This window comes from Ensifer sp. EB106-03-01-XG145 (assembly GCF_058792075.1).
On the sequence record NZ_JBYTEC010000009.1, the window covers coordinates 131,644 to 154,642 of the forward strand.

At 62.5% G+C, this 22,999-nt stretch carries 19 protein-coding genes and 3 pseudogenes; 6 read left to right on the forward strand and 16 right to left on the reverse strand.

Annotated features, from left to right (window positions below):
• The first annotated feature begins 2 nt into the window (after positions 1-2).
• Positions 3-1,121, forward strand: coding sequence for an iron-containing alcohol dehydrogenase (locus AC3WWH_RS21250; RefSeq protein ID WP_058323001.1), 1,119 nt, complete (start codon positions 3-5; stop codon positions 1,119-1,121).
• A 52-nt stretch (positions 1,122-1,173) separates the two neighbouring features.
• On the opposite strand, the gene AC3WWH_RS21255 is transcribed toward AC3WWH_RS21250, so the two are convergent.
• The 3 genes and pseudogenes from AC3WWH_RS21255 to AC3WWH_RS21265 form a co-directional block, all read right to left on the reverse strand.
• Positions 1,174-1,875 carry a FadR/GntR family transcriptional regulator gene (locus AC3WWH_RS21255; RefSeq protein WP_058323000.1) on the reverse strand — a complete coding sequence of 234 codons (702 nt, stop codon included), beginning with the start codon at positions 1,873-1,875 and terminating at the stop codon, positions 1,174-1,176.
• Positions 1,876-2,907: a four-carbon acid sugar kinase family protein gene (locus AC3WWH_RS21260; protein ID WP_492377249.1), complete on the reverse strand. Its 1,032-nt coding sequence runs from the start codon at positions 2,905-2,907 to the stop codon at positions 1,876-1,878.
• 714 nt (positions 2,908-3,621) lie between these two features.
• Positions 3,622-3,826, reverse strand: a pseudogene (locus AC3WWH_RS21265) (ISL3 family transposase); the annotation flags it as partial.
• Between the two features lie 442 nt (positions 3,827-4,268).
• Here AC3WWH_RS21265 and AC3WWH_RS21270 point away from each other — a divergent pair.
• Complete coding sequence (locus AC3WWH_RS21270) at positions 4,269-5,609, forward strand: sigma-54-dependent transcriptional regulator (RefSeq protein ID WP_492377250.1); 1,341 nt, start codon at positions 4,269-4,271, stop codon at positions 5,607-5,609.
• On the opposite strand, the gene AC3WWH_RS21275 is transcribed toward AC3WWH_RS21270, so the two are convergent.
• The 8 genes from AC3WWH_RS21275 to AC3WWH_RS21310 all read right to left on the reverse strand — a co-directional run bounded on the left by AC3WWH_RS21275 (position 5,585) and on the right by AC3WWH_RS21310 (position 13,987).
• Positions 5,585-6,334, reverse strand: coding sequence for an amidohydrolase family protein (locus tag AC3WWH_RS21275; RefSeq protein WP_058322997.1), 750 nt, complete (start codon positions 6,332-6,334; stop codon positions 5,585-5,587). The genes AC3WWH_RS21270 and AC3WWH_RS21275 overlap by 25 nt on opposite strands.
• A 98-nt stretch (positions 6,335-6,432) precedes the next feature.
• Positions 6,433-7,044 carry a hypothetical protein gene (locus AC3WWH_RS21280; protein WP_492377251.1) on the reverse strand — a complete coding sequence of 204 codons (612 nt, stop codon included), beginning with the start codon at positions 7,042-7,044 and terminating at the stop codon, positions 6,433-6,435.
• A 157-nt stretch (positions 7,045-7,201) separates the two neighbouring features.
• Positions 7,202-8,050, reverse strand: a complete 849-nt coding sequence (locus tag AC3WWH_RS21285) for a peptidoglycan-binding protein (protein WP_492377252.1) — start codon at positions 8,048-8,050, stop codon at positions 7,202-7,204.
• A 13-nt stretch (positions 8,051-8,063) separates the two neighbouring features.
• Entirely contained in the window at positions 8,064-9,140 is a 1,077-nt protein-coding gene (locus AC3WWH_RS21290) for an aminotransferase class I/II-fold pyridoxal phosphate-dependent enzyme (RefSeq protein WP_058322994.1), read from the reverse strand.
• A 19-nt stretch (positions 9,141-9,159) separates the two neighbouring features.
• Positions 9,160-11,334, reverse strand: a complete 2,175-nt coding sequence (locus AC3WWH_RS21295) for a hypothetical protein (RefSeq protein WP_492377253.1) — start codon at positions 11,332-11,334, stop codon at positions 9,160-9,162.
• A 1-nt stretch (position 11,335) separates the two neighbouring features.
• Entirely contained in the window at positions 11,336-12,691 is a 1,356-nt protein-coding gene (locus tag AC3WWH_RS21300) for a hypothetical protein (protein WP_492377254.1), read from the reverse strand.
• A gap of 6 nt (positions 12,692-12,697) precedes the next feature.
• Positions 12,698-13,375, reverse strand: coding sequence for a hypothetical protein (locus AC3WWH_RS21305; RefSeq protein WP_058322992.1), 678 nt, complete (start codon positions 13,373-13,375; stop codon positions 12,698-12,700).
• 21 nt (positions 13,376-13,396) lie between these two features.
• On the reverse strand, positions 13,397-13,987 hold the full coding sequence (locus tag AC3WWH_RS21310; protein WP_058322991.1) for a hypothetical protein: 591 nt from the start codon (positions 13,985-13,987) through the stop codon (positions 13,397-13,399).
• Between the two features lie 418 nt (positions 13,988-14,405).
• Between AC3WWH_RS21310 and AC3WWH_RS21315 the strand changes: the two genes are divergently transcribed.
• A complete protein-coding gene (locus AC3WWH_RS21315; RefSeq protein WP_058322990.1) occupies positions 14,406-14,648 on the forward strand; it encodes a hypothetical protein in 243 nt (80 codons plus the stop codon).
• A 397-nt stretch (positions 14,649-15,045) separates the two neighbouring features.
• On the opposite strand, the pseudogene AC3WWH_RS21320 reads toward AC3WWH_RS21315, so the two are convergent.
• The 5 genes and pseudogenes from AC3WWH_RS21320 to AC3WWH_RS21340 form a co-directional block, all read right to left on the reverse strand.
• Positions 15,046-16,239, reverse strand: a pseudogene (locus tag AC3WWH_RS21320) (IS91 family transposase).
• Positions 16,240-16,242: 3 nt separating this feature from the next.
• Positions 16,243-17,136 (reverse strand): annotated as a pseudogene (locus tag AC3WWH_RS21325) (site-specific integrase).
• Between the two features lie 338 nt (positions 17,137-17,474).
• Positions 17,475-17,804 (reverse strand): type II toxin-antitoxin system RelE/ParE family toxin, encoded by a 330-nt coding sequence (locus AC3WWH_RS21330; RefSeq protein WP_058321100.1) that lies wholly within the window; start codon positions 17,802-17,804, stop codon positions 17,475-17,477.
• A complete protein-coding gene (locus tag AC3WWH_RS21335) occupies positions 17,801-18,040 on the reverse strand; it encodes a type II toxin-antitoxin system ParD family antitoxin (RefSeq protein ID WP_058321101.1) in 240 nt (79 codons plus the stop codon). The genes AC3WWH_RS21330 and AC3WWH_RS21335 overlap by 4 nt, the downstream gene beginning before the upstream one ends.
• Before the next feature lie 262 nt (positions 18,041-18,302).
• Entirely contained in the window at positions 18,303-19,355 is a 1,053-nt protein-coding gene (locus tag AC3WWH_RS21340; protein WP_058321099.1) for a GlxA family transcriptional regulator, read from the reverse strand.
• A gap of 89 nt (positions 19,356-19,444) precedes the next feature.
• Here AC3WWH_RS21340 and AC3WWH_RS21345 point away from each other — a divergent pair, with 89 nt between their 5' ends.
• From AC3WWH_RS21345 to AC3WWH_RS21355, 3 genes are all read left to right on the forward strand, one after another.
• Positions 19,445-20,821, forward strand: coding sequence for an FAD-binding oxidoreductase (locus AC3WWH_RS21345; protein ID WP_058321098.1), 1,377 nt, complete (start codon positions 19,445-19,447; stop codon positions 20,819-20,821).
• A 1,620-nt stretch (positions 20,822-22,441) separates the two neighbouring features.
• Complete coding sequence (locus AC3WWH_RS21350; protein ID WP_197417409.1) at positions 22,442-22,717, forward strand: hypothetical protein; 276 nt, start codon at positions 22,442-22,444, stop codon at positions 22,715-22,717.
• Positions 22,714-22,947: a Y4lK-related protein gene (locus AC3WWH_RS21355; RefSeq protein ID WP_058323535.1), complete on the forward strand. Its 234-nt coding sequence runs from the start codon at positions 22,714-22,716 to the stop codon at positions 22,945-22,947. The genes AC3WWH_RS21350 and AC3WWH_RS21355 overlap by 4 nt, the downstream gene beginning before the upstream one ends.
• Positions 22,948-22,999 lie beyond the last annotated feature (52 nt).

The window sequence follows — 22,999 nt, forward strand, 5'->3', positions numbered from 1 at the left end:
TCATGACCACTGCTCCCATCACCCTTCACCAGCCCCGCCGCCTCATCGTCGGCGCCGGCACGATATCGGAGGTCGGCAGTTGGGCGACCGACGCCACCTCGATCCTCGTCGTTGCAACACCGATCACCGCCGGTTTCGTCGATCGACTGAAGCTTAAGGGTCGCATCGTGGTGTTTGACGCCATTCCCGGCGAACCCGATATCGCGACGTTGAACGCCGCCCTGGAGGTTGCGCGCCAGCAGAAGCCGGATCTGATCGTCGGCCTGGGTGGCGGCTCGGTTCTCGATGTCGCCAAGCTGGTTGCCGTGCTTTGGAACTCAGAGCAGACGCTTGCCGATGTCGCCGGGCCGAACAGGGTAGCCGGCCGCAGCACGCGCCTCGTGCAGGTCGCCACCACGGCCGGCACGGGCTCGGAAGCTGGGATCCGCTCGCTGATCACCGATCCCGAAAAAGGCAACAAGATCGCGGTCGAAAGCCCGCACATGATCGCCGATGTTGCCGTTCTCGATCCGGAACTCACCTATTCCGTACCGCCGGCGGTCACCGCCGCTACCGGTGTCGACGCCATGGCCCATTGCGTCGAGGCCTTCACCAATCGCCGCGCCCATCCGATGATCGATGGCTTTGCGCGAATGGGCTTCAGGCTCGTCGGCAAGTATCTGGCGCGCGCAGTCCAGGATGGCACCGATACCGAAGCGCGCGAAGGAATGATGCTTGCTTCCTATTATGGCGGCATCTGCCTTGGCCCGGTCAACACGGCCGCCGGCCATGCCATCGCCTACCCGCTCGGCACAAGGCTTCGCCTGCCGCACGGGCTGGCCAACGCCATCATCTTTCCCTACGTGCTCGCCTTCAACCAGCCGGTTGCAGTGAACAAGACCGCGGAAGTCGCGCAGGCCTTAGGCCTTGGCGAAAGCCTTGCAGCCCGCGAGCTTCTCGACGCCGCCTGCGGCTTCTGCCGCAATCTCGGCATCGAAATGTCTCTTGCCGCTCACGGTGCAAAACCGGACGACCTACCGCTCTATGCGAGCGAGGCCCATGCCAACCGCCGTCTCATGGACAACAATCCGATCGACATGAGCGTTGAGGATGTGCTGGCAGTCTATAGGGCCGCCTTCTGACCAACCGCGCGCTTCAAAGAAACCCCGGCACTCGCCGGGGTTTCTTTGAAGGCTATTTGGTCGCTTGAAACAGGCGCTCTCGCGAACCCACAAGATGATCATGCATGAGCTGCCTCGCCTTATCGGCTTCACGTGCGGTGATGGCCTCGGCGATAGCCTCGTGTTCTGCAAAGACCCGCGTTAGACCCGCTGTCTCGCGCTTGACCGAAGCACCATGAAACCGCATGCCGACGGCGATGTGGTCCTTGAGCGCTTCCATGGCCGTGAAAAAATAGCTGTTATGAGCCGCGCGCGCGATGGCAAGATGGAACTGGAAGTCCGCATCTTCTCGGTGAGATTGACGGTTGGTTGCGTCCCGCATCAGCTCAAGCGCTTGACGAATGGCGGCCAGGGAGCCGGCGTCATGGCGCTCCGCTGCAGCGGCCGCCGCCGCCGGCTCGACGGTCAAGCGGAACTCGTAGCAGTTGAGAAGATCAGCAACGTTCTCCAACTGCCCAAAGCCAAGCGGCTCGCGCATGCCGACGGCGCGCACGAAGCTGCCTGCGCCGCGGCGCGAGTAGATGAACCCCTGTTCGCGCAGCCGGCGCAGAGCTTCGCGAATGATCGGACGGGACACCTCGAACTCGCTGGCCAGATCGTGCTCGGTCGGCAAGCGCTCGTCCGGTTTGTAGGCGCCGGATTTGATCGCACGATGCATGCGCTCAAAGACGAGATCACCAAGGCTCTTGCGTGCTGTACCGGTCTCCAGTCCCATTTATGATCCCATCTTGCGGAGGATCGCCTCCGCGATCTGCTTCAGTGTGTCCGGCGAACCGAATCCACCGGATTTGGCGATGATGCAACGTCCATCGACCTCCGCCAAGCCCAGGCCCGGGAGGCATTCGCCGAGCATGCGGAAACGCTGGACTTCCATCTTTCTCAAAACCGCCTCCGCCGTGGCGCCGCCAGAAAGAAGCATTGTGCCAGCCGACAGCGCGAGGTTCGGACAGACGCTATCGGCAAGCGCCTCGGAAACCTCTTCAGATGAGACCTCCCCTTCACCAGGGACGGCCTGGACGAGAGTGATCGCGCAGCCCTCGTCTTTCGGGTCCGTAAGCCGCCCATTGGGTGCTGCCAGATAGCGCGTCACTATCGAGCGGCGCAGAACGTCGATCTGGGCAAGGGTGATGGGGTCACGGGATCCGATGACGAACAAGGTCGGACCGGCAGAGATCTCGGCGGCCTGCGCGGCCGCTTCGCCAGTCATGCGTTCGGCAAGCGCTTCAGCCAGGCCACGCGCCCCTATCAACAGGTCGACGCCATTCCGCTCAGCATCCTCAAGCGAGGCGCGCATCTCGGCCGCGGTGGACATATCCGGGATCGTGGACAGATCCGCATGCCGACCGAGCCGTTCATGAACGGAAATCGGCTCGTCCACCCCAAAACCACGAACGCACCCACCTGCCACATATCGGCCAAATGCCGGAATGGCCGGGGCGACCAAAGCAGAACGAAAAGGCATGCCGTCGAGTTCGACGGCGATATGGCCCTTCAGGCGCGAGTCGACCTTCTTGAAGAGGCGCGTTCCGGAAGGCAATGCGGCGAGCGCTTCGGATGCCGACCGCTTTGCCACTTCCGCAGCCAGCTCGCGCGAGCCGAGATTGATCGAAATAACGTCGGGCTTTTGCCGGAGGGCATCGTCAATTGCCCCGCTCACCAAAGCGACCTCGACATGCATGCCCCGCGCCGCAAACGGCGCGGCGGCATCGAGCGCTCCCGTCAAATCATCAGCGACAATGGCCAACATGATCGAAATCCTGAAATTTGTTGTTATCTTTATAACTACATCAAACCTTGAAATGTCAAGCTTTTTTGGTTTTAAATTACAAATTAGTGGGCGAACAAGCGGACCGGCGGGGTGCCTTTCAACGAGATCCAGATTCCCGAGGATTCATCTCTACCGTTCAGGCTTGAGTTCGCAAGGAAGGCTTTGAGACGGCATTTTCCAATGCCTTGTGAGGTGCTGCGTCGCCGTACGCTTTCACCCGAGTTGGCTAGATTCTAAACCTTGACCCAACTGCGCCTCAGAGTGAGGAGGCGCAATGCTTCGAGGCCGCCAAGCACCCTTTAAAAGGGACGCTGTGGCCTACCATTTCAAGAAGCGCGCTTGTCCTGAGGCGACATCGTTCGCGGCCCCAATGCGATCCCAAACGCACAGAACGAGAACTTTCGGGCAACATCGGGGAAAACGCACCTGAGCCCTCACCGTGCTCCGAGCCAGGCGCACCGTGGCGTCGTCAAGCGCCTGACAATACTTTTCTCACAATTTTATCGCCGGCAGGATTATGTCAACCTTTCCCGTCCACGTGGAGTAAAGCGGCGCTGCGGAGCCGTGACGTGGACATAGGCAACGACGTTGTTTCTGACGGTCCCGAATTTCGCACTGTTCAGCACGAGTCGGCCATAGTTCAACGCCATCGCGGCCTGTGCTTCGGCAGCAGCCACACCGAGATCGAAGCCGTCGGCAGATGAAGGTTTGTCGTTCGCACTTTTGATATGCGCATCGCCAGCGGCTCAGCCGAAGCTTCACCGTGACACCCGTCCGCAATCGGGACAAACGCCATAAGCTGGTCCTGCAGCGGAGACAACTCAGCACTCATAATCGGTGAGCGCGACGCCCAGAACTTTGACCCTGGTCCGGGTGCCCATTTCGTTTTGGTTCGCATGCCCGCCCCATAGCGGCATTATCGTTAACGGCGAATGAACCACACAAATTGAGGAAGACCCAGGTGTGATTGAATTCATCAATGATGCGAGATACTCTGCCTAGCTCGAAGTTTGGCCCACGCGCCGGGTAAGAACTGTCATTCTTGTGGTTCGCATCTTCGTAATGGCAGCCTAGAGGTTGCCCAGTGTCAGCGCAGCGTAATCGTGATAGTCGAGTCGGCAACGATGATGTTGAGATTCCGTCAAATGATGTGCGCCATCTCTTTTTTGCGCATGGGCCGGGCCTGGGAAGGCGGCACTTGCCCCAAGCAAGTGATCGAACGCGCCTCGACGCGGTAGGTTTTACGGATTTAACCATCGCCCCTTGATGTGGAGCGGCCCGCGATGGGGAACCCGGTCCGTTTTGTGTGTTTCGCAGGCACGGGGGCAACCGTCGATGTCGTGCGAGGCCGGCTGTCCGAGCTCGGCTTTCAGGACGCGCTTGCGGAACGCGACGGCGACGCCGAGTACTGCATCGCTTTCATCTCGGACGTCGATGCCGCGCTCATCGCGTATATCGAAGAGCTCTCACAACGCTTCCAGCTCATCGTTGTCCTGATCCCGGGTTCAACCGGCGCGGCAGATCCGCGGTGGGAGCTTCTCAACGCCGGCGCCATGGACGTGCTCGACTGGAGTGACGAACGTGCGCTGCCCGAGGAAATCGCGGCGCGCCTCACGCGCTGGATCGAGATCGCACGGCTGGTGGAGAGCGACGCGCTTCAGCACGGCCTCGTCGGTGTTTCGCCGTGCTGGAAATCGCTGAAGCGAAAACTGGTCGAGGCGGCCGCATACTCCTTGGGCAACGTGCTCCTGATCGGCGAGACCGGCACTGGGAAGGAGCAGATCGCCAGAGCCATACACAAGCTTAGCAAGTGGGCAGGCAAGCCGGAACTGGTCGTCGTCGACTGCACGACATTGTCTCCGGAGCTGTCGGGAAGCGAGCTGTTCGGGCACGAACGCGGCGCCTTCACCGGGGCTATCACGGAGCGTGACGGCGCCTTCGCACTCGCCAACGGCGGCTCACTCTTCCTCGACGAGATCGGCGAACTGCCGCTGCAACTGCAGGCGCAACTGCTGCGCGTGATCCAGGAGCGTACCTACAAGCGGGTCGGAGGTAATGTATGGAACCGCACCGAGTTCCGCCTGATCTGCGCCAGCAACCGCGACCTGGAGAAGCTCGTGGCTGAAGGCGGTTTTCGCGGCGACCTGTACTACCGGATCGCCGACTGGGTGATCAACCCGCCGCCGCTGCGTGAGCGGCGCGCCGACATCCTCCCGCTGGCGCGGCATTTCCTGACAGCTGCCAGCGGCAACGCCGCAGCGCCCGAAATCGAACCGGCCCTGGCCGACTATCTCGTCAGCCGCGACTATCCAGGTAATGTGCGCGATCTTAGACGGCTGGTGATGCGTCTTCATTCACGCCATGTCGGCAAGGGGCCGATCACGATCGGGGCGCTTCCGCTCGACGATCGGCCGGTGGGCGGCCGACCGCCCGAACCATTCGGCGAGCCCGGATTCCTGCTGGCGATCCAGCACGCCTTTGACCACGGCATTGGCCTGAAGGAAATCGGCCGCGCCGTTTCCAACGCTGCCATCAACCTGTCGCTCGAACAGGAGCGCGGCAACCTCCAGCGCGCCGCGCGCCGCCTCGGAATCACCGATCGCGCGCTGCAGTTGCGCCGCGCCAGTCATGACCAGGCGGCCGGAGGCGGCGCACGTCACGCGACGGCCGAAAACCCCTGAACCCTGCTGACAAGCCTGAGCACGTTGCCGCCGAGGACCGCTGCGCGATCCTCGGGGTTGAGGCCAAGCGCCTCGATCTTGGCGATCTCGACGCCGGGATGCAGCCAGGGCCCGTCCGACCCAAACAGTATTTTCCTGGCGCCGGCGCGCTTGACCGCCTCTTCGAGAATGTCGAAACGGCGCACGCCGGCAGTGTCGGTGAAGATGTTCCTGTGCCGGACCAGATGGTCAATGAGTGCGCTCTGCGCCTTCCAGTCGTCGGCGAAACTGCCAAGATGCGGAATGATGAACGGCACGTCCGGATATTCATGGGCAAGGATTTCGGCGACCGAAACCTCGCCCATGACGTCATAAAGGACCGGCAGCCGATAGCGGCGCGCAGCTTCGCAGATTTCGCGGGTTATGCGCCCGTCGTGACGATGGACCTTGATGCCGACGAGGCCCAGCGACACTACCGCCTCGCGGATCATCATCTCGACGCGGCCCTTGTCGACGACCGGGTGGACAAAGGCGAAGCCGAAAAGGCGATCGGGGTTGCCGGCAACGATGCGCGCCACTTCCCGATTGGCCAGACGGTAGCCGTCGGAAAATGCCGCGAAGATGATGGTGCGGTCGATGTTGGCCTCGCGTGCGCGCGCGAGATACCGGCCAAGCGGAGCGGACGTGTCGGCAGGCTGCGTGAGCCCGTCGCCCTTTCCGGCGTGACAATGGCAGTCGATGATCATGGCCAGACAGCCTCAATGCGATTACCGGATCCTGTCCGCCACGGCCGGACTCGTCCCGACAGAGTGGGGACGAGTCCGGCCGTGGCGGACAGGATGTTTTACACGCCTTCGATGACCACGGCGTTGCCGCGGCGCCACCATCTGCCGCCCGCAGCCCTTCCTGCGATCGCCGCAGCCCCTCCCGATGCGGCCAGCGCTTTCGAGGGTTCCGAAGTGCGGGCTCCGGACGCGACCTGCCGCAGCACGGTGGCATTCACGCCAGGTACATGACGGCGCGTTGCGTTGGCCACCACGGTGCGCGCGATCTGCTCGGCAGGTGCAGAACCGGGCACCACCGGCGAGGTTCCGAGCGCGGCCGAGGCGTCGGCGATCGCGGTTGCTGCAATCCTGATAAAGCGGCGGGCCTTCTCGATGTCGGCCTGATCCGGGCTCATCCCCGCGGTTTCCAATTCGAGCGCGCTGGCCACAGCCTGGCCCAGCCCCCGGCCGATCATCGTTCCGACCCCGGGAATGGGGATCAGCGAGCCGAGCGCGCCGCCGGCGATCGGCAGCGCGGCCTTGGCAAGCGACTTCAGCGCTGGGCCGACCACGGGCAGCACGTTCTTGCCGACGAACTTGCCGACCGACTTCAGACCGGCGCCAACTTTCTTGAAGAGGCCGCCAAGGAATTGCTCAAGCTCCTGTTCGTTCTGGGCGGAGAGCAGCTCCATGGCCAGCTCGAACTCTTCGTTCTCGGAGAGGAGTTCGCCGGCTTCGAAAGCTCCATATAGTTCAAATTCCCCTGCCGCGGCGCGGCAGCTTGGGCAATTGCAGTACATCGGATGCATACTAGCCTCCCGTTGTTAGAGTGACATGATGATTGCGCGTTCAGATTTCGTTGAGCGCGAGCACCTCCAGCTCGGTGACCCTGTTGAGGCGGTTGTTATCGTTCTTGTGATGCTCGTTGATCTTCTTTTCGAGCGCACGGACCTGCGCTTCCGTGGCGTCCTTCATGAGGTGGAGCGCGAGCTTCATGCCTCTTGCGGTCTTCCCGAAATGCGACAGGCACCACATGTGCTGGACCAGGCGACGACGCAGATCGACGGCCTTGCCGGTGTAGAACTTGCCGGTGGACGTGTGGAAGCGGTAAAGGCCGGGGATCTTTTGCTTTCCCAGCGACTTCAGCACGAGCTCGACGGGCTTTGCATTGGTTACCGCGAGCGCGTTTTCCGCCGTCAGCGCCGCGCCCGACAGCTCCCATTCGAATTCGAACTCGCGCTGCTCGCGGTCGCTCCGGACCCGGCGCAACGCGGTTTCGGTGTCCGGCCCGATGAAGCCGCTGACCGGCAGGCGGCAGCGCCGCTGGAAGACGCGTATCCATTGGCGCAAGGAGTTGGTCATGACGCCGTCGACGGCCAGTGTGGTCCCGAGAGCGGTGTTGAGCGTGTCCTGCACCCAACGGACGTATTCGGAGCTGCCCGGACGCGCCGGCTCGCCGTCCAGCGTGCGCTGCCGTGGGTACGGATCCGGCTCGTCGTATGCAGCGCCAATCGTCGAGGAGCGCGGGCCGCCAAATCGCCGCCTGCGCCAGGCGGGAGTGTATGGCGGCTGGGAGGAGCGCGGCGGGCGTGACGGCTGTCCACTCCTCGGTCCTGTTGCTGCGCCACGAGCCGGCCTGAACGAGCGCTCGAATTCTAGTTCCGTCGGGAACGGGTCGATGGTCGGGATCGTGCTCATGACGCCTCCTGTCTCACGCGGCCGAAATGCCGTCCGCGATGCGCTCCAGCGCGGCCAGCAGGCGGCCGATGTCGGCCGGCGCATGACGCGCAGTGACCAAGAACGAAAGGTTCGGCTTGCCCTCGCCGCATGAACGGGTCGCCAGCGCGCGCACGCCCATGCCGGCAAGAGACTCCAGCGCGGCTCGCGCCGCGTCGATGGAAGGCATGGCGATGGTTTGCATCGGAACCGGCAGCAGGCTCCTGACCTGCAAACCTATCCGCCTCACGCCGGCGCGAAGCTGCTCGACAAGCCGCACCAGGCGCGCCCGCAATGTGTCGCCGGCGCTGCAGTTTGCCGCGAGCGCGCCCCTTGCCGCGGCAATGTCCGCGACCGACGGCGGGCTGGTGTGAACACGGGTTTCCCCGTCACGCGCGGCGCGCGCGACGAAGTCCTGGGTGCCGCACAGCACGGCCAGCGGCGCGCCGAACGCCTTGGCGAGCGACGCACCCGTCGCAATGTTGGCACAGGACAGGCCATGCCAGGCGAGCGAGCCGCCACCGCCGAGGCCAAGCGGCTGGGCCGGCGACGGGTTGCGGCCAAGCATGCCGAGCGCCTGCGTGTCGTCGATCACGAGGCGCCCTCCCATGTCGGCCGCCAGGCGCGATAGAGCGGGCAGAGGCGCCACCTGGCCGCAGGATGGGCAAAGCCCATCCGTGACGATGACCGGACGCTGCCCGGCGCGGCGCGCTTTTCGCAGCCGCCGCTCCAAGCTGACCGTATCATGGTGCCGGTAGGTTTCCACCGGCACCTCATCGAGCTGGACGCGCTCGGCGCTCCAGCGTGCGATCGGATAGGATGAAGCGTCGAAAAGGAGAAGGCTCTCCTTCGACACGGCAGCCTGGAACAGATCGCGGAACAGGTGCAACGTCGAAGGATAGAGCAGCCCTGCCGCCTCGCCCATGAGCAGTGCCAGGTCCCGCGCCAGCGGGCGCGCTCCCGGGGGCTCATCGAGGGCGGCGGGCCGGCCGAGCGTCAACGCCTGCCACGGGGCAAGCGATGCGCTCGGATGGTCAAACCCGAGATAGAGTGCGGACGTGAAGTCCAGCATGGCACACACTCCCTCGCGGTCAGACCAGGCGCCGCTGTTCGTCTAGGCGCCTGACGAGATGCACCGAGGGCATGGTGGCGTCGATCCGCGCGGCCGACACGTCGAGCGAGAGATCGACGGCGGTCGCCGAACGATAAGCATGCAGGTAGCCCTGGATCTCGGAACGCCAGTAGCGTGCCCAGTTCAGCGCCTGATAAGGATCGTTGACGTCCGCCCAGTTGCCGAAACGGACCGACAGCAGCACCTGCTCGCCGAAGATAGCGAGGTTGCGGAAGTGCAGGCTGCTGGTGTCCGACCATCCCTGCAGCTTCTTCATGGCGTCGACACGATCCATCCAGGGTTCGGGATAGGCGACCATGATGCGCGTCGGCAGGAACTCGCGGAACTCGGGACGGGCGAGGATCCATTGCTGCATGAGCATCTCGATGCGCGCTGTCGAAGGCAGGTCGCCGAACTGGTTGTGTGCGCCCTGCGACAGGATAAGGTGCGCCTCCTTCAATGCATTAAGCACCGGGAAGGCATCGGCCTTCACGGTCGTATCGTCGTCGAGCCGGTAGAAGCGCGAGACGACGGAGAGCAGCGTGTGGAACGCCTCCAGGAATTTCGACCGGCTATCGGCAGGGCGCATATTGTTGACCGCCTTGCCCGACAGCCTCAGCCCGTAGTGATGGTCATATTCGTAGTTGCGCCGCACGACGCTCAGGCGATGCTGCTCGTCCTGGATATAGCCCCACAGCAGGTTATTGAGCGGCCGCAGCGGATCGACCTCCATATTGGCGAGGGGATCATTCTGCAGCGGCCCGCGGATGTTCTGGAAGCGGCGCGTAATCGAATTCATGGCCTGGACCAGCATTCCCTCTTCCTGCCAGTACGACCAGATGAGCTCGAGCAAGCACGGCTCAACCAGCCTGGACCGCAGGATGCCGTAGCAATTGCTCACTTGCTCCTTGAATTGGTCGGGGTCGAGCTCGAGGTCGACATCGCCTATGTCCGTCTGCTTGATCGGCTCGTCGATCATCTTGCGCCGAATGAGGGCAAGATAAGGAAGCAGCCCGGCCTGTGCCTGGAAGTCGAATTCCAGGTAGCGACCGAGCCAGGTCGCCAAATCGCCGATGTTCGTGGGCACAACGACGCGGCCGGTGATGAAATCGCCATCGTCCTGCGTGTAGCTACTCGGATCGCCGAGAAAACCGCAATTCGCCATCACGAACGCTTCGGTCGCCACCTTGATGTTGCGGTAGGCGTCAGTGTCCGTGAAGGGGAGCGCCCGCCGCTTTGTGGTCCGCGACAGCGCGTCCTTCGTTCGGCCTTTGTCGATCGGATTGCCGGCTCCGATCGGATCGCCGCAGAACACCCAGTCCATGAAATCGAAGTAGTTCTTGAACAGAAGCGCGTCCGTGTTGCGGCGGATCTTCGGCCAGATCGACAGGTCAGTGGTCGCGAAGGAGCTGGTGCGCTGCAAGGTGACGGTGACGGGGCCGGCAACGGCCGAGGGCTCCGGCGGTGCAAAAACGCCGGACGAGGTCGCATCATTGACGAAGTCGAAACCCTGGTGAGGCACGTTCCCGAAACCACCGACCATGTGGACCTCGCCTTGGCGGTCGGCCGTCAGGACGAACTCGCTGTCGAACATGCCACCGTCTTCGATATCTTGGGCAGTCGGCGCAATGCGGCCCAGCGAAGCACGAAGGTGTGCATGCACGTTCGCTTCGCCCTTGGGCCAGCGGAACTTGAACGTGGCGCTCTTTCCCACGGGAAGCGTCGGCAACCGAGCGCCAACCTCCACGGGTGAAGTCTGGTCGGGCGAGGTCACATAGATCTTGAACTTGTCGGTGAGATTCAACTTAAGCGCAATGCTCGTCTCGCCGTCCTGGTTGAGCAGGAAGGGCTTCTGCTCCTTTATTTCGTCGTTATGGAAGCGGGCTACGACAGCATAGTCCTCTTCCATGTCGCCGGGCCTCGGGATCTCGAACCTGGCATTGCCATCCGCCTTTGTCGTCTCGTGATGGATGATGTCCCAATTTTCTATGATGTACCCAATTACATCTTTGCCTTTCTTGATCTGAGTGACGATTGTCCGGTCATCGATGATGGCGACCTCCACGCCGGTCAGGCACACGCGAAGGCCGTTGCTCAGCAGGCCCCTGACATGGACGGTGATGCGAACTTTGTCGGAAACGGTGCTCGGGCTCATCTCATCCTCCTTGGATGGTCAGACTGGGGTTCGGGGATCGCATAGCGGCGGGGAAAGTTCCGCCGCGCAGGGTCTCGCCCGTGAGGGCGCATGCGTAACTTGTGTCGAGCGTCGTCTTGAGCGCCCAGAAGGTCAGCAGCTTGCCGATCAGCATGCTCTCGTCTTCCGGAGAGAGCTTGCCGTCGGCGCGGGCCTGGCCCAGCACTGCGAAAACGACCGTCGGCCGCGCCCGGTACATGCCCGCCGGCGCTCGCGACCATGATTGGAACATCAGCGCAAGTTGCATGGGCGCGCGGGTTTGGACCTCCAGCACGTCGGGCAGCGTCAGTCCGCGCAGCCTTACCGGACGATGCTCGACGAGCCGCGCCACGAACTGCGGCATATGGTGCTCGAGGCGTTCGAACAGGGTACGGCGCTCGAGGTCGAGCCCTTCGCGCGGATAGAGCTCTTCCCACAGGGCCGCGATGCGGGCCCATTGCGGATGCGGGTAGAGCGCCTGACCGATCGCAGCGCTGAGTTTCACGCGCAGCCAGGGCGTGGGATGCGGATCGTTGACATCGACGCGAAATACGAAGGCGCGCGGCAGGCTGACGACGCCGATCAGGCCGATCGTCGAGGTGATGCCGACACGAGCCACCGAGAAGAAATCCGCGACGATTTCGGAGATCCATCGATCCCAGATCGCCCACAGATCCTTGTCGGGGCTGGCCTGCTCCTTGAGCGGTTTCAGCATGGCGCGCAACGAGGGAACAAGCTCGATCAGCGCAGCCGCCTGATGCCCCGTCTCGTGAATGAGCGAAGAGGCGATGCCGCTGCCGACCATTCGCTCGCGCGGGACACGGATGACCGCGACGGGACTTGTGCGGCCGCCGGGCAGCCGCGTGCGCGCCCGGCGGATAGCGGCGCCAGGCCCGCGCTCCAGGTGACACACGACCGGCGGCAGCTCGTAGAATTGGCCCTGAAGAGTGAGCGCATCGGCCGCGACCGAGTCGAGACCTGAGAGCCAGGGCCCGTTGTCGTGCTCGCTGCGTTGTGTGATGACGTCACTGTACATGTCGAACTCGTTGAGCACCTGGTGGAACCTGAGGCGCAGGATCGAGAGGCGTCGTTGCGCATCGGCCGGCGTCGCCGCGGCCCTTGCTCGGTGCAGCCAGGCAAGGAAGCTTGCCATCAGGCGCCTTAGCTCCCTTCGCCCGTCGATGAGGGCCCTCTCGATCGCCGACTGCGCGTTTGGAAACAGATTGGCGGCCGGCACCATCGGCTCGAGCAAGGCGAACGGCTTGACGCGGTCAAGCCGCGTCCGAAGGCCGCGCGCCTCCTCTTCGAGCATGCGAAATGTGAATGGGTCGATCGCCATGGCGGCTCAGGCTCCGTATACGACGATCCTGTTGCCCTGCCTGACCCAGCGGCCCGAGGCAGCACGTTGGCCGAGCATGCCGCCGGCCCTGGCCGTCAAAGCCGTTCCGCCCGCAGGGCCAAGGAGCCCCGGGGCATGCTTGCGGGCGGCCGCCACCACGGCCTGCTGGGCCGCAGTGCGCGGATCCGTGCCGGCGGCAGCCGCGTTGGTCGCTTGCCTGGCAGTGTCTGAGGCGAGGCGCACGAACTGGCGGGCGCCGGTGAACTCCAACTCCTCGTTTTCGCCGAATTCGAGCTCGAGGCCGATCGCCTTGCCGGCCGCATTCGCAAGGCCGGTGCCGATCTTGGCACCCAACGGGCCGCCGATGTAACCACCCAAAGCCTGGCCGGCCATGGGCAGGGCCTTCTTGGCAACGCCCTTCAACACGCCGCCGATCGCCTGGCCGATGGGCGACTTCGCCGCCTGGCCGACGACGCTGACGGCTTTCTTGATGAAGTCGCCAAGGAATTGCTCGAGTTCCTGCTCGTTGTTGACGGCCAGAAGCTCGTGGGCGAGCTGGATTTCCTCGTTCTCGCTGAGCTCCGACTGGCCGGAGCCCCATTCGAATTCCTGGAATTCGAACTCCTCGTTCTGGAATGGGGCGGCTTCCTGGAATTCCAGTTGGGTACGGTCGATGTCATGCATGACGCTCTCCTGGGTTGGGTTTCAAGCAAAGCTCTGACGTCTTATGGCGCGGCGCGCGCGGAACCCCGGCACAAGCTGGACGAAGTCCAATCCCGGCGCGTGGCGACGCGCCGCGACCCTCGCCGCGGCAGTAGCAACCGCAGCCGGCGGCTGGGTCGAGGGCGCCCTGGCGGCGAGGCGCCCGGCCTCCATGGCGAAGCGCACGAACGCTCGCGCGGTTTCGAATTCTTTGTCCTCGTCGCTCAGACCTTCCAACTCGGCGCCGGTGATGCGCTCCATCGCCTCGGAAGGGGCGGTGTCGGATCGACCCGCAGGCGGCGCCAGCAAAGTCCTGACGGATTGACCGGCTCGGTTGAGGCGCGCTCCAAGATGCTGCACGACCTGCGAGGCGATAGGCTTGCCGGCGAGCAATGCGCCATGGCGAAGAATCCGGTTCACGACGCTGGCGAGTTCGCTGGTGCTCGTGGCCTCGAGAAAGGCGCTGCCGAGTTCGAGCTCCTCGAGTTCGGTCGATGGCTGAGGCTGCGCCGCTCGCGTCGGCGCGCCCATTATGAGAAGGCCGCCTTCTGCGCCCTCGGTCTCAGGATTGTAGGTGAGAAGCCTATTGCTCATGCCACCACTCCATTAGGCAGCCACGAGCTGCGCCGAAACAGAGGTAGCAAGGACCGTGCCAGATCGCGTCAGCCACGATTTCACGCAAAACTAGGTCCGCCGGGCGAAGACAGCTTCGCAATCAGGGCGGTGGGTACTGATTTCCGGCGAAGTCCGATTCGCCTCTGGCCCGGATTATCCGGTGAAGCGTATGCCCCACGTGCAGGCAATCCCGAGTCAGCCGAGTGTTGGCTGCCACCGGCCCTGCCACCGCGAGTATGTTTGCCATCCGCCTCGTTTCGTGGCGACCGTCTCGCAGCCGGATTCTGGCCGCGTGCTTGGAACTAATGACGGGCGAGACTGTTTCAGATGGGACTTTGGCATGACGCTGACGTGCCCTCCTGGCTGGATAAGTCTCGATTTTGAGGAGACTCGCATCATGAAAATTTCGTCCAGATTTCGTTCAGTCGCGGCTGCGGTTATCGCTGCAGTAGGAATCAGCTTTGCCGGCACCGCGCATGCCGACAGCGGTACGATCAGCTTCTCAGTCTACAAGGCTGCCTTCTTTGTAGGTGGTTCTGGAGGCGAGGGCACAAAGGGCGCCCAACTCGAGCTGTCAGGCAAGCAGGTAGGCCTGCAAGTCAACGCCGATCTCAGCGGACTTGCCATCACGGTGAAGTAAGGGCCGTCGCTCCGTTCGTCGTCCCTGCGGTCGGCCACTACGCTGAATACAAAGGTCGGCTTTCAGCACTACCATCTAGGAAGCGGCCGTTCCGCTGTCGTGAAGAGTTTCGGGCGCCGGCAGGCGTACGAAAGTCCCCGAGGAAGGAACCCGCGGGCCACAGGCGATGGCTATGGGGATTTCCGTTTTCGGCTGATGTCGATGATAGCGTGACCGCTTTCGGGAGGCACCGGGATGGATCCGGCGGGACCGCTTCGTTGCGCCTCCGCGCGGTGTTGTCGGCCTGGTGGGCGGTCGGACGCGACCCTGTCAGCGTCGAGGGTCACCATGGAGGCGTGCGGATCCGTTGCCGAAGGCGGGGTGCCTCCGGCCGAAGGCTGGACCATGCCATGCCGGGTCATGGAACGGTCTCCCGGTTCGTCGTCGTCGCGTCCGGCGGCCCGCGCGGCTGCCTCCATCGTCCGAACACCTCGAGCACGATCATGCGGCCGCCACAGCAGGAGCATGGGGGGGCGGAACTCGTCCGGTTCTTCCGGGCCGTCGTCAGCCGACGGTGCGGCGACGTTCAACAGTTCGCGAGCCAGTGCGAGACTGGCCTTGCGGGCGGAGCCGGCGAGCAGCCCGTAGTGGCGGATGCGATGGAAGCCACGCGGCAGGACATGAAGCAGGAAGCGGCGGATGAACTCGTCGGTGGCGAGCGTCATGACCTGCTGGCGATTGGCGCCGTCGCGACGATAGTCCTTGTAGCGGAAGGTGACGCCGCTCTCGTCGAACCGGACAAGACGACGGTTCGAGATCGCCACCCGGTGGGTGTAGCGGGACAGGTAGGCTAGCACCGCTTCCGGACCGGCGAAGGGAGCCTTGGCATAGACGACCCAGCGCTTGCTCCGAACAGGCTTCAGATGGTGCAGGAAGGCGCGTCGGTCGGCCAGGTGCGCCATGGATCCGAAGAAGGCGAGCCGGCCGGCGTCTTTAGGGCGATCAGCCGGGTGAGGAACAGCCGGCGGAACAGCTTCCCCAGTACCCGGACCGGAAGAAGGAAGGCCCGACGCGACCAGATCCAGCGCTTCCCGTCCGGCGCGATTCCGCCGCCCGGCACGATCATGTGCACGTGCGGATGGTGCGTCATCGCCGATCCCCAGGTGTGGAGCACGGCGGTGATGCCGATGCGCGCGCCGAGATGCTGCGGATCGGCGGCGATGGTCAGCATCGTATCCGATGCCGCCTTGAACAGCAGGTCGTAGACCAGCGCCTTGTTGTGTAACGCGATGCCGGCGACTTCGGCGGGCAGCGTGAACACGACATGGAAGTAGCCGACCGGCAGCAGGTCGGTCTCGCGCTCGGCCAGCCAAGTCCGCGCCGCCGCGCCCTGGCACTTGGGACAGTGCCGGTTGCGGCAGGAGTTGTAGGCGACCCGCAATTGGCCGCAGTCCTTGCAGGCCTCGACATGACCGCCGAGGGCCGCGGTGCGGCAATGCTCGATCGCCGACATGACCTTGAGCTGGGTGAGGCTCAGGCGCCTGGAATGGGTGGCCCGGTACGCGGGCCCGGCGGCACGGAAGATGTCGGCGATCTCGACCGCGGCGTGCACGGCTCAGCCGTCGGGGGATACTTCTCCCTTGAACAGCCCGAGCTTGTCGAGCGGGCTCGTGACCGTGCGCACCGTGCGGGTTGCAACCTTGGTGTAGAAGGCGGTGTTGTTGAGCTTGGCGTGCCCGAGCAGGACCTGGATGATCCGGATGTCGGTGCCGTCCTCCAAAAGATGGGTGGCGAAGCTGTGCCGCAGCGTGTGCGGTCCGACCCGCTTGGCGATGTCGGCGGCCTGGGCCGCCTCAACGACGATCCGATAGAGCTGCCGCGTGCTGATCGGCTTCATCGCGTGCTGTCCCGGGAACAGCCAGCCGTCGCGGTGCATCACGCCCTCCCTTCCACCATTGGCGCAGCAACAAAAGCAGGTCGTCCGATAGCATGGCGTTCCGGTATCGCCCGCCCTTGCCGCGTTCCACCCTGAGCAGCATGCGCTCGCTGTCGACGTCGGCGACCTTCAACATCGACACCTCGGCAACGCGCAAACCTGCACCATAAGCGACCGACAGTGCGGCCTGGTGCTTGAGGCAGGTGGTGGCGTTGAGCAGCCGGGCCACCTCGTCGCGGCTGAGCACCACCGGCAGCTTGCGCGGATGCGCCAGCCGGACCAGCCTGCGCGCCAGGTCCGGGCGATCGAGGGTGTGGGTGAAGAAAAAGCGCAGCGCCGACACGATGCTGTTCATGGTCGAGATCGGAACGCCATCCTCCTGCTGCTCGATCTGGAACCGGCGCAGGTCGTCGGTGGTCGCTGTGTCTGGTGACGCCCAAGGAAAGTCGCCAGGCGTCCGATATCGCGGAGATAGTTGCGTTGCGTCTCCCGTGAGAAACGCCGCATGTTCATGTCGTCGATCAGCCGTTGGCGCATCGGGCTGATAGGGGCATCGAGAGTGGGATGGGGCATGGTCAGGCTCCTTTGTTGAAGAAGTCTGTGATGCTCTGTCCCTACAGAACTCCGCTCAACGCAGGCGCAACGACCAGTTCTTGATCTCTACCTCAACCGCAGGCGCCCTCCCGCGCAGCGGGTTCGTTCCCCGGCCCCAATTGAGACGCTGGGGTCACGCTGGCCAAGTATCCGCTCCTGACGCTTCCTGGGCGTTCAGATCAAGGGGCAGTAACGCGAAGTCCGCCCGACTGAGACGGCCGGAAGCCGGCAACATGCCGCCTAGCGGATGCCTCCCTCGCCTTGATGGGAGTCGAACCTTAGCCACCGACAACTTCCAACGATGAGTCTTCGAAAGATCAGTGGCTATCCGGTCTCTGCATCCATTGCGGGATATCCCGCTTGGCATGAAGCACGCGCCAAACGTCGACGTGGTCAACCTGCACGCGATAGAAAACGAGATAGGGATATCTCTTCAGACAGACGTTCCTCAAGTCAGGCAATCCCAATTCGTATGAATACCGCAAGGATCCAGATTCTGGATGCCTCGCTATCAAATCGTAAGCCGCTTGAAGAGCGTCGACGAATCCTAAGGCGACATCCGCTCCTGCCTCGCCTACATAAAAGTCGACGGCCGCTTCGGCATCTGTACGTGCCAGCTCACGTGGAATAACCGGCTTGGTTTTCACTTGCTCTGCCGACCACGAGCCCGATCGCGCAACCCGGTGAAGTAATCTGCATCGGCCGGGGCAGTCTGTGCGGAGGAAGCACCGTCAAGCAACAAGCTGCGCAACGTCAGGCGGTCTTGATCTCGGCGGATCAACTCGCGAATGTATTCGCTGCTTGTGCCATAGCCCCGTCCGGCGACTTGTTCATCGACGAAGCTCTTCAGATAGTCCGGAAGGGAAATGTTCATTGTGCTCATGAAATCAAGATAACCTGCTTGGCAAAATTTGGCAAGGAATTCACTTGCCTTCACTCGCACAGGATAGGGCAATCCTAACTCTTGATCGCCAACGTTGATCCCAGAAATCGATAGAGCGGCATAGCCAGCCCCCTTGCCCCAGTACGACACATTCCAGTCGATACATTATGCGATTGCTAGCACAAAACGAGAACATCTTCGCAACCTGCCGTGCACAGGGCTCGTGAAGAACGTCTCCCTTCGACCCAAAGCTACTGTTCCATCAGCCTCGACGCATGTCCTGGTTCTTGTGCATCAGCGTTCTGCGCAAGAAGCCAAATCGTAGGCGATAGTGTCCAGGTGTCAGGCTGGTCTCACGGCGGAACAGGCGGCCGAAGAAGCTCGCATCCTCGTAGCCAACTTCGTTGGCGACGGCCTCGATCGGCAGATCGGTGGTCTCCAGCATCTGCTTGGCTTCCTCGATACGCAATGCATGCACGTAGTCGAGGGGAGTCATGCCTGCGGCCTTGGTGAAGCGCCGGATGAAGGAGCGCTCGGGAAGGCCGGAAAGTGCCACCATCGCGGCGACCGGAGTGTGAGCCTTGTAGTTCATCGCCAGCCAGCGCTGGCATCTGTTGATCACCACATCGCTTGTCTGCCGGAGGCCCACGAGCGACGCGAATGGCTGCTGTCCCATGTCATGCCATTGCAGCATGTAGACCTTGGCGACTTCCATTGCTTCCTTCAGACCGACAAACCGCGCGATCAGATACAATGCGAGGTCCTGCCAGCTCGATCCGCCCCCCGCCATGACGATGCGCTGCGCTTCGCCCGTCAGCACGAGAGACCGATCCACTCTCACCCGTACGCCCGGATAGTTGTTGGTGAGCGTCGCGACGTAGCCCCAGTGAATGGTGGCATCACAATTAACGAGCAGCCCGGCTTCGCCGAGCAACACCGCACCTGAACAGGCGCTGGCCAACATCGCGCCATCCTCGTGCGACCGCTTCAGCCATCTCGCTTCAGGTTCATACTGTCCGGTAACGCTTTCGCCCGGATTGACGAAGAAATCCGGAATGCAGACGATATCAGGGCGCGGGCATCCGTTGAAATCATGGTCCGGCTTCACCCGGATGCCATTCGCGGCTTCGAAACCCTCACGGGATCGAGCAACGATGTAGGGCCGCATGCGCTGCTCGCCTGCTTCACCAGTTACGATGTAGGACCAGTCCCGGCCGGGTGAAGAAAACAGGTCAAACATGCCGAACAACGCCGAGGCGGTAACCTCAGGCACCGCGAGGATGGCTACATTGATGCGGCTTCTTTGATCGAGCATGGCAGAAACGACCGCTTTTCAGCATTTTTGACTTTAGTCCCGAACGTCCGGCGCTACTAGGCTGATACGGGGCAAGAGGAGGTCTCGACATGACGGATGAAGCACTCCGCTATGAACTGCGCGGCGAACTGCTCGCTCCGGGAAGCGCCGCCTACGACGCTGCGCGGGTGGTGTGGAACGGGATGATCGACAGGCGGCCGGCGCTGATCGCCAGATGCCGCAACGCCGCCGACGTCGTCGCGTCGGTGAAGCACGCTCGCACCCATGGGCTCGCCATTGCCGTTCGCAGCGGCGGACACAATGTCGCCGGCTATGCCGTCTGCGATGGCGGGCTGATGATCGACATGTCTCCGATGAATGCCGTCCGCATTACGTCTGGACTTGACCGGGCGTATGTCGAAGGCGGGGCCACCTGGGGCGATGTCGATGCCGCAACGACGCCTTTCGGACGCGCCACGCCCGGCGGACTGATTTCGACGACGGGTGTCGCCGGACTCACTTTGTCGGGCGGCATTGGCTGGTTGCGGGGTAGGCACGGTCTTAGCTGCGACAATCTCATTGCCGCCGATGTGGTTACTGCCGGCGGTGACCTGATCCATGCGAGCGAGATGGAAAACTACGACCTGCTGTGGGCACTGAAGGGAGGCGGTGGAAACTTCGGCATCGTCGTGAACTTCGAATTTCGGCTACATCCGATCGTGGAAGAGCTGATGTTCTGCGCTCCGGCCTATCCCGAAGAGCGTGCCAACGACATCCTTCAGCAATGGCGTGACTACCTGGCCTCAGCACCGGACGAAGTCAGCGGTCTCGCCGAATTTTCCACCATACCCAGGGACCCGGCGTATCCGGAAGACACATGGGGCAAGCGTGTGCTGGCGCTCGCCACAGTCTATGATGGTCCGGCTGAAGAGGGCGAGCGTGTCACGCGGCCGTTGCGCAGCTTTGGTGAACCGCTGCTCGATTTCAGCGGCCGCATGCCATACCGTGCGCTGCAGTCCATCTACGACGGATTGTTTCCCACGGGCCGCGACCGATGCTACTGGAAATCGACATACCTCTCGGGTCTCGGCGACAGTGTTGTCAGCGAGATCACCAAGCATCTGGCGAAACGCCCGTCCGAGATGACCTTTGCCTCGATCTGGAAGTTTGGCCGCGCGGTACAACGTGTTGCCGCCGATGCCACCGCCTTTGGCGACCGTTCCATGCCTTTCATGCTCAGTCTCGATGCAATCTGGTCCGATCCGGCGGACGACGATACCAACATCGAGTGGGTTCGCGACGTTTGGGAGGATATGCAGCCCCATTCCACCGGTCGCCTGTATCTGAACTTTCCCGGATTTGGGGAGGGTGAGACCCTAGTTCGCGACGCGTTCGGTGCAGGAACCTACGCAAGGCTTCAGAAGGTCAAGCGCGACTACGATCCAGACAATCTCTTCCACATGAACCAGAACATTCTACCGCAATGAGGTCGGCGGAATGCCTATTGATGACTGCCGCCCAGTTCGAGCGGTATGGTTCGCGTGGTTCCGAGCCGCAGTGACCGGGCACCGGTGTTCCTTTCACACGTCCGGCATCTTCTATTCAGAGGAACGCCCGGTCAGGGCCGCGTGTCGTAGCTTCATTCGCTGCGCTGGTCGGTCGCAATCCTGAGGACCCGCTCGCTGGCTTACACCTGAAGCGACTCATGAACGGCGAATTCAGCGCAACCATCAACCTCAAGTATTTCCACTGATCGGCTAGTCTGTCAGGACCAGCTCATCGTCCAAACCTTCATTCCTCCCTGAAAGCGCGGGCGCAATCCCTTGGGCGTTGGCTGGTATCTAAGCCGGTCAGTTCCCGCCAAGCGTGTTCGAACCTCGAGCTTGCAGACTGCCAGGGGGGCATGGCCTTCGCCGCAGTTACGCGCGCCAAAACAGGGCCACCTGCCCTCTCAACGGTTACGATCACGCTCCGGTGCCTGTCGTTTTCTGCGATCCCGTCCGCAACCGATCTCCCGCGCGCCACCGCCTGGCTGTCGCTAGCATGAAACGCTCCGGTGTGGTCGCGATTGACCGTCCCAAGAAGATGAATGTGAAAGAGGTATCGGCGCATCTTCGTACTCGAACACCGTCATGGCTCTCTACTTCTTAGCAGTTTCTAAAGTTCTTTGCGCGTGACAGTTGCGTGACGCGCGCCTCGCCGCCTGGTTGCTTTGTCGGGGCGCGACCATTCGTTCATCTGTCGTGTTGAAATACGAGGCCGCTCGTGTCGTCTGATGTGGCGCCCTCAGGGGGTGACAGTCAGAGTCGATCGAGGAACGTGTCGCCCACACCATGTACGTCCCCCGAAACCCGTTCTGTGGCGTCCAAGGGGAAGTCGCCTGAAGGTCAGTTTTCGACCTCGTTTATGACGTTAAGTCTGCAACGACCAAGGTCGTCAACGGGGTCGGATCGCCACACGCGCAATGTCCCAGACGATGGCACTGCCTGCACGTTCCGATCGGAAGGCAGAAAACCACCCGACTGAGACGATCGGAAGCCGGCAACGCTGGCGCCACGCGTGCGCTGCAAGCAGTGCCGGAACAGCGACGGCAATACGATCAAGGTCGGTAAGCTGAAGCGCTAATCAGTCGCAATACCGGAAGTACCCCGACCTAGGTCTGACGCGCTCCGGCAAAGGTCCTATCTGCGTTGCCGAATCCGATTGGCGCTGCCATTCCTAGTTGAGCGTCAACCGCACCTTTGGCGCTAGTGACCCCAGAGCGCGCCCCAGCCCCAAGCGACGTAGCGCTCTGGGGTCAGTCTGCGGCTGGATCAGGCTCGGAACTACGAGAACCTCTTCATTTACGACCTCGTGGTCGGCCCGGCGCGGTAGGTAATCCTTTTTGAAATTACAAATAGCTAAGTTGAGGTAGGAAGCTGCCGGGGAGTACCCGTTCGCTGTAGGGCTCAAGTCTTAGGTGGCCCGCCAATGGTCTGAGGTCAATTGCGGTGGAAACCAATCGCCGCATATTCTGTTTTCAACCAAGGCGTTACCGCCTCAGCGCCACGGTCACATAGATGGCTCCGCTGGGGCTCAAAAGAACAATGAGGCCGCTCGGGGAAACTATGATGCAGGTAAACTTACCGAAAATTGCCCCTCCCACCCGCCAAGCTAGATACGAGCAGAGCAGTGATGAATGCCAAGAAGCTCTCAAAGAGGCGTTCGGCGCGTTCGCCGCTTACTGTACGGCGGCGGGCTGGTCCGACGATGAGGTCGCCGTCGCATTGATCCAGATCGCTGACGAGCACCTTTGCTCTCTTGCAATTTTGGCTGACTTCTCCGTCGTTGTCCTTGCCCCAAACCTTACTAGCGGTCCGAAAGCAGAAGGAACCTCAGCATGAGCAATGCGGCCCTGTTGCACCTTATGAACGAAGAAGAAATTCCTGCATTCGTGGCAGACGTGATCGAGGCTGGGTGCCACATCAACGCTGTGGGGCACAACATGTACGTGATTTGCGACGACGAGGAGCAGGAGGCCGTGAGCGAAGAGCTCAACCGCATCTGCGAGAAGTACGGCGACCGAGACTCAATCCGGCGGGAGATTGTAAATTACCTATGGTCGATCGGCTGATACGTAGAGATCGCCTCGGAAGGCACGGGGGCACTAGGGGCTGCCTAGCGAA